At 65.2% G+C, this 12461-nt stretch carries 14 protein-coding genes; 5 read left to right on the top strand and 9 right to left on the bottom strand.

Annotated elements, in window-relative coordinates:
• Window positions 1-132 precede the first annotated feature (132 nt).
• The 5 genes from ACR0R4_RS12780 to ACR0R4_RS12760 all read right to left on the bottom strand — a co-directional run bounded on the left by ACR0R4_RS12780 (window position 133) and on the right by ACR0R4_RS12760 (window position 3035).
• Window positions 133-1383 carry an IS256 family transposase gene (locus ACR0R4_RS12780; protein WP_193591830.1) on the bottom strand — a complete coding sequence of 417 codons (1251 nt, stop codon included), beginning with the start codon at window positions 1381-1383 and terminating at the stop codon, window positions 133-135.
• Between the two features lie 85 nt (window positions 1384-1468).
• Window positions 1469-1759 carry a hypothetical protein gene (locus ACR0R4_RS12775; protein ID WP_363746658.1) on the bottom strand — a complete coding sequence of 97 codons (291 nt, stop codon included), beginning with the start codon at window positions 1757-1759 and terminating at the stop codon, window positions 1469-1471.
• Window positions 1760-1761: 2 nt separating this feature from the next.
• Entirely contained in the window at window positions 1762-2127 is a 366-nt protein-coding gene (locus ACR0R4_RS12770) for a hypothetical protein (RefSeq protein ID WP_363746656.1), read from the bottom strand.
• A gap of 90 nt (window positions 2128-2217) precedes the next feature.
• A complete protein-coding gene (locus ACR0R4_RS12765; protein WP_363746654.1) occupies window positions 2218-2454 on the bottom strand; it encodes a ribbon-helix-helix domain-containing protein in 237 nt (78 codons plus the stop codon).
• A complete protein-coding gene (locus ACR0R4_RS12760; protein WP_363746652.1) occupies window positions 2451-3035 on the bottom strand; it encodes an AAA family ATPase in 585 nt (194 codons plus the stop codon). The genes ACR0R4_RS12765 and ACR0R4_RS12760 overlap by 4 nt, the downstream gene beginning before the upstream one ends.
• A gap of 206 nt (window positions 3036-3241) precedes the next feature.
• Between ACR0R4_RS12760 and ACR0R4_RS12755 the strand changes: the two genes are divergently transcribed.
• From ACR0R4_RS12755 to ACR0R4_RS12740, 4 genes are all read left to right on the top strand, one after another.
• The gene (locus ACR0R4_RS12755) at window positions 3242-4228 is read left to right on the top strand and encodes a hypothetical protein (RefSeq protein WP_363746650.1); all 987 of its coding nucleotides are present in this window, start codon (window positions 3242-3244) and stop codon (window positions 4226-4228) included.
• A 588-nt stretch (window positions 4229-4816) separates the two neighbouring features.
• On the top strand, window positions 4817-5098 hold the full coding sequence (locus tag ACR0R4_RS12750) for a type II toxin-antitoxin system Phd/YefM family antitoxin (protein ID WP_363746648.1): 282 nt from the start codon (window positions 4817-4819) through the stop codon (window positions 5096-5098).
• Window positions 5099-5461 carry a hypothetical protein gene (locus tag ACR0R4_RS12745; RefSeq protein WP_363746646.1) on the top strand — a complete coding sequence of 121 codons (363 nt, stop codon included), beginning with the start codon at window positions 5099-5101 and terminating at the stop codon, window positions 5459-5461.
• On the top strand, window positions 5454-5861 hold the full coding sequence (locus ACR0R4_RS12740; protein ID WP_363746644.1) for a RidA family protein: 408 nt from the start codon (window positions 5454-5456) through the stop codon (window positions 5859-5861). The genes ACR0R4_RS12745 and ACR0R4_RS12740 overlap by 8 nt, the downstream gene beginning before the upstream one ends.
• A 7-nt stretch (window positions 5862-5868) precedes the next feature.
• On the opposite strand, the gene ACR0R4_RS12735 is transcribed toward ACR0R4_RS12740, so the two are convergent.
• Complete coding sequence (locus ACR0R4_RS12735; RefSeq protein WP_363746642.1) at window positions 5869-6255, bottom strand: hypothetical protein; 387 nt, start codon at window positions 6253-6255, stop codon at window positions 5869-5871.
• 184 nt (window positions 6256-6439) lie between these two features.
• Between ACR0R4_RS12735 and ACR0R4_RS12730 the strand changes: the two genes are divergently transcribed.
• Window positions 6440-9913 carry a relaxase domain-containing protein gene (locus tag ACR0R4_RS12730; RefSeq protein ID WP_363746640.1) on the top strand — a complete coding sequence of 1158 codons (3474 nt, stop codon included), beginning with the start codon at window positions 6440-6442 and terminating at the stop codon, window positions 9911-9913.
• Between the two features lie 52 nt (window positions 9914-9965).
• Here the strand turns inward: ACR0R4_RS12730 and ACR0R4_RS12725 are convergent, their stop codons facing one another.
• The 3 genes from ACR0R4_RS12725 to ACR0R4_RS12715 form a co-directional block, all read right to left on the bottom strand.
• Entirely contained in the window at window positions 9966-10445 is a 480-nt protein-coding gene (locus ACR0R4_RS12725) for a VOC family protein (protein ID WP_363746638.1), read from the bottom strand.
• Window positions 10446-10500: 55 nt separating this feature from the next.
• On the bottom strand, window positions 10501-10875 hold the full coding sequence (locus tag ACR0R4_RS12720) for a nuclear transport factor 2 family protein (protein ID WP_363746636.1): 375 nt from the start codon (window positions 10873-10875) through the stop codon (window positions 10501-10503).
• A 225-nt stretch (window positions 10876-11100) separates the two neighbouring features.
• Window positions 11101-12351, bottom strand: coding sequence for an IS256 family transposase (locus ACR0R4_RS12715; RefSeq protein ID WP_193591830.1), 1251 nt, complete (start codon window positions 12349-12351; stop codon window positions 11101-11103).
• Window positions 12352-12461 lie beyond the last annotated feature (110 nt).

Below are 12461 nucleotides of genomic sequence, written 5' to 3'. Positions count from 1 at the left end.
GGTCAAGTCCCGTGGAGTGGTGTAACCGTTTCGTGATCCTTCAAGGATGTGGGGGCTAGTTTTCGTTGTGATTGCAGATGCTCGCGACGAGCTCACTCACGGTGTCGGAGTACAGCCCAGGAGTGGGGGCGCTCATGCTGCGGCCCCGAGCTCGGGGAGCTCATGGTGCTGGCCGATAGTGTCGGTACCCACGAGCGTGAGGCGGCACCTCGCGAGAACGTCAAGACCGAGGTAACGACGACCCTCGGCCCATTCGTCAGACTGCTCCGCAAGAACGGCCCCGACGAGGCGGGTGATCGCGGCCCGGTTCGGGAAGATCCCCACCACATCGGTCCTGCGGCGGATCTCACGGTTCAGGCGCTCGTTCGGGTTATTCGACCAGATCTGCTGCCACACATCTTTCGGGAACGTGGTGAACGCGAGAATGTCAGCCCGGGCAGCATCGAGGTGGTCGTGCACTTCGGGGAGTTTGTCCTCGACGTAGTCCAGGAGCCGGTCGAATTGGGCCTCAACACTTTTCTGGTCGGGTTGGTCGTACACGGAATGCAGCATCGCTTTCACCGCCGGCCACATGCTCTTCGGGGTCACTGACATCAGGTTCGCAGCGTAGTGCGTGCGACACCGTTGCCACGACGTCCCAGGGAAGTTCGCGCGCATCGCTTCAACGAGGCCAGCGTGCGCGTCAGAGGTGATGAGTTTCACCCCGGTGAGGCCGCGCGCGACAAGGTCTGCGAAGAACCCGTTCCACGCCATCGTGGTCTCCGCGGTCGCCACTTGCATGCCCAGGACTTCCCGATGCCCGTCAGCGTTCACCCCGGTCGCGACGAGCACCATGGTGTTGATCACCCGCCCGCCCTCACGCACTTTCATCGTGAGTGCGTCGCACGCGACGAACGTGAACGGGCCGGCCTCACCTAACGGCCTCGTGCGAAACTCACGCACATGCTCGTCCATATCGGCGGCCATTCGGGAGACCTGCGACTTCGACAGGGAATGGATGCCAAGGGTCTTCACGAGTTTGTCCATCCGCCTCGTTGAGACGCCAGCGAGGTAGGCGTCAGCGACGACGGTGATCATCGCCGCTTCTGAGCGTTTGCGACGTTCGAGGAGCCACTCGGGGAAGTACGTGCCGGAGCGGAGCTTCGGGATCGCGACGTCTATGGTTCCGACACGCGTATCGAGTTCACGGGTGCGGTATCCGTTGCGGGAATTCACTCGGTCAGCAGAGGGCTTCCCGTACTCGGCGCCGCAGATCGCATCTGCTTCGGCTGAGAGGAGGGTGTTGATCATGGTTTGCAGCAGGGTGCGCATCAGATCCGGTGATGCGTCGCCCAGCGCGTTGGTGAGGACGGTGGCAGGGTCGACAATAGAGGGAGTGGTCATCGGTGTGACGCCTTTCGAGTGGGATGTGAGAGTTTCCTCGAAGGAAGATCCCGGTGGCCACGCTGACGTTTACTGGCCGGGATCGTTACACCACTCTACGGGGCACTACTTTAACGCGCAGCTCACCGCGCTCTGCACGGTCGGCCAGCTCCGCGTAGCGAGTGTCGTCGGCCTCGGTGTAAGGGCCATACAGAACCGCGAACTGCTGCGGGTCGTCGACGAGCAGCGTCGTGATCCTCTCGACGGATTCCCGTTCGAGGGGGAAACCATCGTTCAGAACGTACCAACACGCGCTCACGGCCTGCTCGTGCTGCGCCGGGGTGAGGTTGGCAAACAGCTCCGGCCAGCGTTCCTCGAAGTTTGTCTCGGTGCTCATCGTCAGCTCTCCTGCGGCTCGGGATACCAGCGCACCACGGCGTTGTGCGAGTGGGCGCGATGAACGTGGTTCGAGGCGAGCCGGAGTGAGCTGGCGGCAGTGGTCAGTTCGGCGGCGGCCGCGCGGGGGCTGCCGCTGCGGTTGTCGTCCTCGCCCTCGTAATGCTTGCCGTCCTCGACGCGGCTGTGCCAGCTCGCGAGCTGTTCGCACACCTGCGCTACATGGTCGATGATCGCGCCCAGCTCTCCAAGCATCGAGTAGGAATCGCGCGGGTTCGGCACATCGCGGGTCGAGTGCGCCAGGGTGTGCAGCAGTTCCTCGGCTTCGCGGGCGACTTCAAGCTGCCGTTCTTGTTCGTTGATAGCCATAGCCGGTGTTCCTCTCGTTGCTGTCGACGGTACGGGTGACCGCCGACAAATACGGATACTTACAAGCTGACATGTCTACATGTAGACATGTCAGCTTTCGCTCTTGCCTCGCAGTTTCAGCAGTGTCTCTAGTGCCTCGATAGTGAGCGCCTGCAAGGTGGTCTGCTCGTCGACGGCGAGTTTCTTGATTGCCTTGTTCAGCGATACCGGCACGCGGGTCGAGTGCATCACCATCGGCTCGGCCAGCGCGCCGCCGGCCTTGAGGTCGTCCACCCGCGTCGGCGGGGTTTTCTTCCGTGCGCTATCGAATACGTTGCCGACGCTCATTTCACGAGTCCTTTCAGCTCCGCGAGCACGTCAGCGTAGACGCCCGCATCGGTGATCTTCTGCCCGTAGGCCATTGCGAGCGCCTGGGCCTGCGGAACTTCGGTGTCGAGTACCGGGATACCGAACGGCTCCAGCGCCTCGCGCACCTGAGCGGCGGCAACGGTGCGCTTCACCACGCGAGTCAGCAACACCACGGCGGTCGCATCAGTGAGCGCCTGCACTTCCTCGACGAGCTGCACCGTCTCGGCGTACTGCGCGAAGTCGCCGCCTGTGGGCTGCATCGGGATTACGACCAGATCGGCTGCGCGCAGCGCCGAGGTCGTCACACCGAGGTCGCCAGGCGGGGTGTCGATTACGACGTGATCGTGCGAGGCACCGAGCCACGTCTGTTTGTGGATCGTGGGTTTCGGGTGCGCGGTCACATCCCATTCCAGTGCGTTCGCCCAGTTGAGCGCGTCTCCCTGCGGGTCGGCGTCGACCACGAGCACGCTGTCGCCCGCCGTCTTGAGCGCGGCCGCCAGGTGCATCACGGTCGAGGTTTTCCCCGTGCCGCCTTTCAGGTTCACTACTGCGATCTTCATAAGGCAAGTCTACATGTAGACATGTCTACTTGTAAATGCGTTGATATTTCTAGAAATAGCAAGTCTGAATGTAGACATGTAAGCAACAGCGATATGGTGCCGTAGGATAAACAGAACGAGCCGCCCCCGTTGGCACCGGGAACGGCTCGCCGCACCGACGAGAGCCGCCGGCGCGTAACACCCCCTGAACAGACCAGGAGGCTCTAGTGAGCGTACCGAACCAAGACCCCCTGAGCTTGCCCGACTGGATGCGTCGGCAGCTCGACCATGCCACCGCCGTTGAGCACGGCGAAGCGAACGAGCGTCGCGGCATCGTGCTCGGCAACGGCTACTTCTCGCTGACACCGATGGACGAGCAACCCGCCCGTGAATGGCAGGGGCAGAACTCGTACACATCGTGGTCGATCAGCGCCGGCAAGGTACTCACTAAGCACGGTGAATGGGTCGAGGCTCCCGTGCCCTCGGGGAAACCGGCGCTGCTGATCGGTGCAGCAATCGCAACGAAGATCCGCTCGACCGTCAAGGCCGGCGGCAACCCGCTCGACGGGATCGGCCTTGAAGAGACGCAGCGCTCTCTCGCGGCCGACCTCGGCTACCCATCGACCGGCGGCCGCCAGCACCAGGAACTCACCCGCCAGGTCACCGGGTTCGCCGTCTCGACGTTCCACATGGCCGAGTGGGGGCCGGAGGACGCTGAGGGTGGCCGCCGCTACCGCCAGCAGTCGACGACACTTGCGAGCGGCGTGCAGCTCTACGTGCCCGGCTGGGGCGACGTGCTCGACGGCCTCGACTCGTACATCGTGCCCTCGCAGCTCCTCGTCGATCTGGCGCTCGATCCCAAGACCCCGCCGGCGCGCCTCGACGCGCTCGCGCGCATGTCGGGGCCGTTCCCGATGCAGGTTGCCGCGTGGCTTGAGAAAGTGCTGTTCTCGATCAAGGACGGCCCCCGGCGCGAGCGCATCTTCGAGTGGGCCGACCTCTACGACGAACTCACCCACGGCTACAAGCGCCTCGACAACTTCCGTGCCCGGTTCCGCGCCGCGCTCGACGAGGCAGCCGCCACGCGCCGGATTCACGGCGACGGCATCGAGACAAACTTCGCCATTGATCGGGTGCCCGGCCGACGCGGTGGGGGAACCGTGCTCATCATCCGGCGTAGCCCGCTGCTCAGGCTCCCGGCTGACGAGCTGTAGCAGCCTATTTCCCTACCGAGCGCCACACCCCTAGCAGTCGTCATTTCCCTACTGAACGACTCGCCCCGAACCCTGTGGATAACCAGCTCCGTGAGTCGTTCAGTAGGGAAACCGTGAGTCGTTCAGTAGGGAAATACGCGCGTCTCGATCTACTCCCGTCTGGGGTGTCGTTGTTCCCTAGTTCTCTTCTTACCTAGTTCTCTCTTTTACCTACTTACCGACGTAACTCAAGACCGCGCGCGTGCGCGAACTAGACCGTGTTGTCGGCAGGTTCTCGACGAGCTGCGCCCGTCTCGGGGCTGCCGCGGGTTTCGCAAGCGAAACCCTTGCCCTCAGAGGGATTGGTTACGCCCGTACTTCCCACGGATGGGGTGACGATACACCGTCAGGTGCAGCTCACGCTCACAACGGAACACCCCCGGAGACGCACGAGAACGGCCCTGGGAGCGACGCGAGTGCGTTGCCGGTAGTTCTTCCCAGGGCAAGAGGCTTTTGAGAGCGTCAAAGACGATCCAGCGAAGCCCCCGGCCCGAGCAGAACGTGACACATTTGTGCGCCTATTTGTGGCGCATCATGTATGCTGGTGGCATGTCTATCGCTCATGTTCTCCCCAGCCGGGAAGCTCGCACCGAGATTCCCAAAGCGCTGCGCCGGTTCCGCACCGAGGGTGCGACGGCCGATCCTGTCGTGTTCGGCTCGCACCGTCGACCCGAGGCCGTGGTGATCCCGTTCGAGCTGTACACGTCGCTGCTGCCCGCGATCGAGGAAATCGAGATCGCCCAGATCGTGCGCGAGCGCCAGGGCGAACAGGCCCGCCCGCTCAGCGAGTTCGCCGCCGAGCTGGGCCTCGACGCGGCCGACTACGAGTAAGTGGCGCGCCGCAAGCTGGCACTGACCAGCCTCCCCGGTTTCGAGCGCGACGTGTACGCGCTGCCCGATCCTCGCACCCGCAAAATGGCGCTCGACATGCTCGCGTTCATCCGCGACGGACGGGTGCAGGGCGAACCCCTCGGCCAGCACGTCAAGACCGGAGACCTCTCGGACTGCTACAAGTTCTACTTCGACCCCAACGGCGTCGGAAAGCCCCGCTACCGCCTCGTGTACCGCTACACCCCGAACGAGGTGGAAGCCGTCGCAGTCGAGGCCGTCGCCGTGGGCGAGCGCAGCGGCCTCGACGTGTACCTCACCGCCGCCGAACGACTCAAGCGACTGTCAGAAAGCGACCATGACTAGAGCCGTCACCCTCATCCGTTCGCAGGCGCTCTCCGATGCCGCCGAGTACGCCTACGCCGCCACCGCGCCGGCCGATGCGCGGCTGATCTTCCTTGCCGGCTCTTGCCCGCTCAACGAGGACGGTACGACCGCAGGAAAAAGCGACTATGCGGTGCAAGCGGCAAAGTGCATCGAGAACATGAACACCGCTCTGGCCGAGGCTGGCGCAACCATCGAGGACGTGATAAGCACCCGCGTTCTGGTCGCCTCGACTGAACAGGCCGACCTCGTAACCGCGTGGGAAGTCGTGCGCGATGCGTTCGGTTCGCACGACGTACCCAGCACACTCATGGGCGTTACCGTGCTCGGCTACGACGACCAGCTCGTTGAGATTGAAGCTGTCGCCGCAGTTCAGGACTGAGCGCGAGTCAGACCGCGTTGCGCATCCGTCGCAGTGCAAACGCCTGGCTCCCGGCGAACAGGGCAATATCGACGGCCACCGCGAGCACAGCCAGCACGACGAGTACCGCTGCGCTCGTGAGTGAGAGCGCAGCCACCGCAGCGGCCGCGAGCAGGTTGGCGATCATCACGAGCCGGAGCGCGGCACGCATTGGCAATCGGGCGAGCATCACCAGGATCAGCCCGGCCCAGAGCACCACCGCGACCCCAGCCGTCACGAGCACCCACACAGGCACCGGCAGAGCTGTCGCGATTGACGGAGCCGTGAACGCAACGCCTGCGCCGAGCACTATGCAGTAGGCCGCATCGAGCCGCAGGCTCAGCCGCCCAATCCGCTCACCGCTCCACTTGCTCATGCCCTCATCCTACGACCCGACCTCTTGCCTTACGAACCTTTGCCAGCTCCGCCGGCAAACTCACGCCCCACACTCACGCCCCACACTCACAATCTGCTCGCTATTATTGAAGCACGTAATCTACCAATGTTAGAGCGGGGCCGCGACCTCGGTTCGCGGCCCCGGATCGAGAGGGGATGAGCCGGTGAGCAAGGGCGGCTTCAAAGCGTTTCGCGGCTCGGCCGCGACCGCTGAGAGCTACCTGCTCGAACGCGATTCCGACCGCCTCGACGACTACTACCGCGAGGGCAAAGAGCGTTCTGTCGAGCACGGCGTCGTCGGCGTCGCCGGCACCGAAATGGGTGCGCTCACGCCCGAGCAGTTCCGGGCGTGGATGGAGCACCGCGACCCCGAAACCGACCAGGTGCGCGGCGCGTTCCGGCAGCGTACTTTCATCAACTCCGAGGGCATCGAGGAAGTCGGCGGCACGCCGCTCTACCAAGAAACCATCATCAGCGTCGACAAGACGCTGAGCCTCGCGGCCGCCGCGAACCCGAGGGTTGCGGCCGCGCTCGAACAGGCGATGAGTCGGGCCTGCACCGTGGCGGCCGAGGCCGTCGCAGAGCACGCGGTTACCCGGATCGGGCCGCGCGGTGCGCAGCGGCAAGTGAAGTTCGACCGTATCGAGTTCACGAGTGTTCAGCACACCACGAGTCGCACCGGCGACCCGCATTACCACCGGCACATGCAGATCCTCCCCGTGGGCGAAGTCGCCGGCGAATGGCGGGCGCTCGACGGGCGCACGCTGTACCGGCTCGCGGAGCGCGTGAACGCGGCCGCCGACCTCGCGCTCTCAACCGATATGGAGCTGCGACAGGTGCTCGCGGCCGAGGGGCTGAGCTGGGAGCCGGCGCAGGGCGGTGGCCGCGTCACCGAGTACGCGCCGCTCGTCAATGAGCACTCGGCCCGCCGGGATCAGGTCGCACAGAATCGTGAACAGCTTGAGCAGGCGTGGCGGATCGCACACCCAGGCCAGGAGCCGGGGCCGCGTCAGTGGCAGGCGTGGGATACGCACGCCTGGGCGCAGGAGCGGCCCACGAAGAAGCCCGACGCCGAGCTGACCCCCGAGGGGCTGGCCCGCACGGTGGGCGAGGTCACCCCGCAGAACACCGACCGCACTCTGTACGGGCAGGAAGCCTCCCAGATCGATCCCGCCGTGATCGGTGCCGGCGCGCTCGACGACCTCGGCCGGCAGCGTTCCGCGTGGTCGCTGGCCGACGTGCAGGCGGCCGTCGACCGACGCCTCGCACAGACGTACCTCATCAGCGACGTGGGCGTGGCCGAGCTGCGCGACGCCGCTATCGACACCGCCATGCAGCGCAGCGTCTCGTTCCTCGACGCCGGCGTGAACGTCGAGGGCGTCAGGCACTACACGAGCGACCAGGTGCTTGCCACAGATCAGCAGCTCACCGACGCGCTCACCGCCCGCGCTGTGGTGCCCGGCGAGGCCGGCACCGTGGCCGCGCAGCGGGAGGGGTTCACTCTCTCGGCCGAGCAGCAGACGGCGGCCGAAGCGATAGCCGGCACACACTCGCTTGTCGTGATTCAGGGCGCGGCCGGCGCGGGCAAAACCACGATGCTCGAAGCGGCCGCCGAATCGCTCAACGAGCAGGGCCGGCGGCTCGTGGTCGTCTCCCCGACCAAGCGCGGCGCGTTGGAGGCCGGCGACGTGCTCGGCGTCGACGGCGAGAGCGTCCACGCGCTGCTGTACCGCGCCGGCGCCGAGGTCGACGACGCCGGGCGCTGGCAGCTCCCCGAACGGTGGCGGTCGCAGCCGGCAGGCTGGCGACTCGACGAACACACGGTGCTCGTGGTCGATGAGGCCGGGATTCTCGACCAAGACACCGCCGCAGCGTTGCACCAGTACGTCGACGACATGCGGCTCGGGTCGCTCGTGCTCTCCGGCGATGCGGCGCAGCTCGCCGCCGTCGGCCGAGGCGGTTACCTCGCCCGCGCCTCGCAGCTCTCAGGCGTCTCCCTCGACCTCACCGACGTTCGACGGTTCCGCACCCCAGACGGCGGGATCGACGAAGCCTATGCCGAGCTGTCGCTGAGGATGCGCGACCGCGACGACCCCGGCCAGATATTCGACGAGCTGCACGAACGCGGCCTGATTCAGACCGGCACCCCCGGCGAGGTGCTCGAGCGGCTTTCCGAAACCATCGCGCTCGAGCAGCAGGCCGGCCGCAGCACCATCGCCGTCACGTCGACGAACGCGGCCGCGCAGCAGATCAACCACGCCGTGTACGAGCGTCTGGTCGACGCCGGCGTGATCGACCCCGCCACCGTGACGCACGGGCGCGACGGCGACCCCATCGCCGCAGGCGCGCAGGTAGCGACCCGCGAGAACGACCGCGAGCTCGGCGTCGCCAACCGGCAGACGTGGACGGTACGGGGCGTGAACGCTGACGGCCGGATCACCGTTGCCGACCCGACGACGGGGCATCACCGCACCCTCGACGCCGACTACGTGGCCGAGCATGTGCAGCTCGCCTACGCCGTCACCGGGCACGGTGCGCAGGGCATGACCGTCGACACCGCGCACGCGGTGCTCTCCGACGAGATGGATGCCGCCGGCGTCTACGTCGGCATGACGCGCGGCCGCGACGCGAACGTGCTGCACGTCGTCGCCGTCGACGAGCAAGATGCCCGCGAGCAGTTCGTCGAGGCGTTCACCCGCGACAGCTCAGACCGTGGCCTCGACGAAGCCCGAAAGCAAGCCGAGCGCGACATGCACGGCATCATCGCCGGCGACGCCGCGACCGTGGCCGAAGAGGTCGACCAGCTCACCCGCGAAGCTGCACACGCCGAGCAGCAGGCCGCCGTCTGGAACGATGCAGCCGGGCAGTTCGCCAGGTTGTGCGAGCAGCAGACCGCCGAGCTGCACCAGCTCGAACAGGTCGCGGAGACGACGCAGGCCACCGCGCAGCAGGCGCACACCGAAGCCCTCGCCCCGCTGCACACCGAAGCTCAGACCGCCGGGGCCGAGGTCGCTGTGCTGCGCGAGCGCGCGACGCAGGCGCAGCAGGAAGCGCGCAGCGCCGGCCGGTTCAGTCGCCGGCGTGCCGAGCGCGACGCCCAGGCTGCTACGAGCGAGTGGGAGCAGGCGCGCGGCCGCGTTGAGCAGCGCTGGGGCAGCGCCCCGTGGGGGCCGCACGAGGTCGAGAGCTGGGTCGAGCGCGTCAGCCAGCAGCGCGCCGGCCAAAACCCCCAGGTGCGCGACGCGAGCAAAGCCGCAACCGCCGCGAAGATCGAGCTGGGCACCGCGCGCGAGCGGCACCCGCTCGAAGCGTCCGGCCTCGCCCGCCGAGTATTCCGAAACGACCCCGCCGCGCATGTGATGACGGCCGAGAGCGGGGAGCGCCGTGCAACTCGGTACGCGCAAGAATGGCGCGCCCGTGCCACCGATGCACGAGCCGAGGCCGTCGAGCTACGCCAGCTTCCCACCGCTCAAGCCGCCGAACGAGTGCAGACGAAGCACCAGGCCGCAGCAGAGCACGCGGCACGCGAAAAGCAGCTCGCGCGCGAACGCGCTGAACGACTCCGGCAGCACGACCCCTACCGCCCAACTCGCCACCATCCGGGCCAATACCGAGGCGGCCCCAGCCTCGGCCGGTAACTACTTAATCCTCGGTGAGTAAGAGTTTCACCACGTCGAGGCGATCTGAGGGTTAGCCAGACTGTTCGATGATAAGCATGTCGTTGGCATCAAACTTCCAATCGTCGGCGTAGGCAACTTCCCAGTAGTAGCCGTCCGGGTCGCGGAAGTAGCCGCTGTATCCGCCCCAGAAGACCAGTTCGGGGGCCTTGGCGATGGTGCCTCCAATGCTTTCGATCTTTGCGAAGATCGCGTCGACTTCCTCTTTCGTTTTCGCGTTATAGGCGAGGGTGATGCCGTTGAAGGCTGCGGCGGGGTCTGAGGTAGTGGGCGGGCTGTCTCCACCGATGTCTGCGGCCAGTTCTTCTCTCTGGAAGAGTTCGAGTTTGGTGCCTCCGTTGTCGAAGAACACGATTTCGGGGTTCTCTTCGTTGTTGGGAGTTTCGAAGCCGAGGCCATCGCGGTAGAAAGCTCGGGAGCGGATGAGGTCAGCCACACCCAGGCAGATCAGGTTGATGCGGTTGAGTTTGGGGTTCGACGCTGAATCACTCATGTAGCCACGATACTTGAGGGCAAGGCCGCGCAGCGGGCGCGGCAGCCTGAGCGGTCTACGCAGCTGCCTCAGTCTGCTGATAGAGCGCCATTCTCGGCTTCCCATCCACTCGACGGTAAACGCTCGACATGAACGCAGTGTACGGCTCCGTCATTTCTTCCCGAGACGCTGTCGCACGGTACACCAGTACGGCGGCATCGCTACCCGCTTCGACGATCCGAACGTCTGTGATTTCGTAGGCCGCCCAAGCCGGAGAATCGTTGAGTGAAGCCGCGATTTCATCGCGAGTCATCACCCAGCCGTTGGACAGCACAAACAACGCATCGGGCATCATCAACTCGCCGTAGAACGTGCCGCCAGTGGACTCACAAAGCGACTTCCAACCGGCGTGTTCGAGGCTCAGGAGTTCGTCGAGGGTGAATGCACTCATGATTCAAGCCTACGATTCGCCGGCCTCGCCCAAGAGCTGGCGAGCCTCAGCCGATGCCGTGGCACCGTGACGCTCAGTACCGGGCTTAACGCGGGTCAAGTCCCGTGGAGTGGTGTAACCGTTTCGTGATCCTTCAAGGATGTGGGGGCTAGTTTTCGTTGTGATTGCAGATGCTCGCGACGAGCTCACTCACGGTGTCGGAGTACAGCCCAGGAGTGGGGGCGCTCATGCTGCGGCCCCGAGCTCGGGGAGCTCATGGTGCTGGCCGATAGTGTCGGTACCCACGAGCGTGAGGCGGCACCTCGCGAGAACGTCAAGACCGAGGTAACGACGACCCTCGGCCCATTCGTCAGACTGCTCCGCAAGAACGGCCCCGACGAGGCGGGTGATCGCGGCCCGGTTCGGGAAGATCCCCACCACATCGGTCCTGCGGCGGATCTCACGGTTCAGGCGCTCGTTCGGGTTATTCGACCAGATCTGCTGCCACACATCTTTCGGGAACGTGGTGAACGCGAGAATGTCAGCCCGGGCAGCATCGAGGTGGTCGTGCACTTCGGGGAGTTTGTCCTCGACGTAGTCCAGGAGCCGGTCGAATTGGGCCTCAACACTTTTCTGGTCGGGTTGGTCGTACACGGAATGCAGCATCGCTTTCACCGCCGGCCACATGCTCTTCGGGGTCACTGACATCAGGTTCGCAGCGTAGTGCGTGCGACACCGTTGCCACGACGTCCCAGGGAAGTTCGCGCGCATCGCTTCAACGAGGCCAGCGTGCGCGTCAGAGGTGATGAGTTTCACCCCGGTGAGGCCGCGCGCGACAAGGTCTGCGAAGAACCCGTTCCACGCCATCGTGGTCTCCGCGGTCGCCACTTGCATGCCCAGGACTTCCCGATGCCCGTCAGCGTTCACCCCGGTCGCGACGAGCACCATGGTGTTGATCACCCGCCCGCCCTCACGCACTTTCATCGTGAGTGCGTCGCACGCGACGAACGTGAACGGGCCGGCCTCACCTAACGGCCTCGTGCGAAACTCACGCACATGCTCGTCCATATCGGCGGCCATTCGGGAGACCTGCGACTTCGACAGGGAATGGATGCCAAGGGTCTTCACGAGTTTGTCCATCCGCCTCGTTGAGACGCCAGCGAGGTAGGCGTCAGCGACGACGGTGATCATCGCCGCTTCTGAGCGTTTGCGACGTTCGAGGAGCCACTCGGGGAAGTACGTGCCGGAGCGGAGCTTCGGGATCGCGACGTCTATGGTTCCGACACGCGTATCGAGTTCACGGGTGCGGTATCCGTTGCGGGAATTCACTCGGTCAGCAGAGGGCTTCCCGTACTCGGCGCCGCAGATCGCATCTGCTTCGGCTGAGAGGAGGGTGTTGATCATGGTTTGCAGCAGGGTGCGCATCAGATCCGGTGATGCGTCGCCCAGCGCGTTGGTGAGGACGGTGGCAGGGTCGACAATAGAGGGAGTGGTCATCGGTGTGACGCCTTTCGAGTGGGATGTGAGAGTTTCCTCGAAGGAAGATCCCGGTGGCCACGCTGACGTTTACTGGCCGGGATCGTTACACCACTCTACGGGGCACTACT

The sequence above is a fragment of the Leucobacter fengyongliangi genome (assembly GCF_050971685.1).
In the GTDB taxonomy this organism is placed as follows: Bacteria; Actinomycetota; Actinomycetes; order Actinomycetales; family Microbacteriaceae; genus Leucobacter.
This window is presented reverse-complemented; position numbering and strand designations above follow the sequence as displayed.

Excerpts from the sequence above, each read along its gene's own strand:
- ACR0R4_RS12780 (WP_193591830.1), bottom strand. The coding sequence starts at position 1,383 with ATGACCACTCCCTCTATTGTCGACCCTGCCACCGTCCTCACCAACGCG.
- ACR0R4_RS12775 (WP_363746658.1), bottom strand. The coding sequence starts at position 1,759 with ATGAGCACCGAGACAAACTTCGAGGAACGCTGGCCGGAGCTGTTTGCC.
- ACR0R4_RS12770 (WP_363746656.1), bottom strand. The coding sequence starts at position 2,127 with ATGGCTATCAACGAACAAGAACGGCAGCTTGAAGTCGCCCGCGAAGCC.
- ACR0R4_RS12765 (WP_363746654.1), bottom strand. The coding sequence starts at position 2,454 with ATGAGCGTCGGCAACGTATTCGATAGCGCACGGAAGAAAACCCCGCCG.
- ACR0R4_RS12760 (WP_363746652.1), bottom strand. The coding sequence starts at position 3,035 with ATGAAGATCGCAGTAGTGAACCTGAAAGGCGGCACGGGGAAAACCTCG.
- ACR0R4_RS12750 (WP_363746648.1), top strand. The coding sequence starts at position 4,817 with ATGTCTATCGCTCATGTTCTCCCCAGCCGGGAAGCTCGCACCGAGATT.
- ACR0R4_RS12740 (WP_363746644.1), top strand. The coding sequence starts at position 5,454 with ATGACTAGAGCCGTCACCCTCATCCGTTCGCAGGCGCTCTCCGATGCC.
- ACR0R4_RS12735 (WP_363746642.1), bottom strand. The coding sequence starts at position 6,255 with ATGAGCAAGTGGAGCGGTGAGCGGATTGGGCGGCTGAGCCTGCGGCTC.
- ACR0R4_RS12725 (WP_363746638.1), bottom strand. The coding sequence starts at position 10,445 with ATGAGTGATTCAGCGTCGAACCCCAAACTCAACCGCATCAACCTGATC.
- ACR0R4_RS12720 (WP_363746636.1), bottom strand. The coding sequence starts at position 10,875 with ATGAGTGCATTCACCCTCGACGAACTCCTGAGCCTCGAACACGCCGGT.
- ACR0R4_RS12715 (WP_193591830.1), bottom strand. The coding sequence starts at position 12,351 with ATGACCACTCCCTCTATTGTCGACCCTGCCACCGTCCTCACCAACGCG.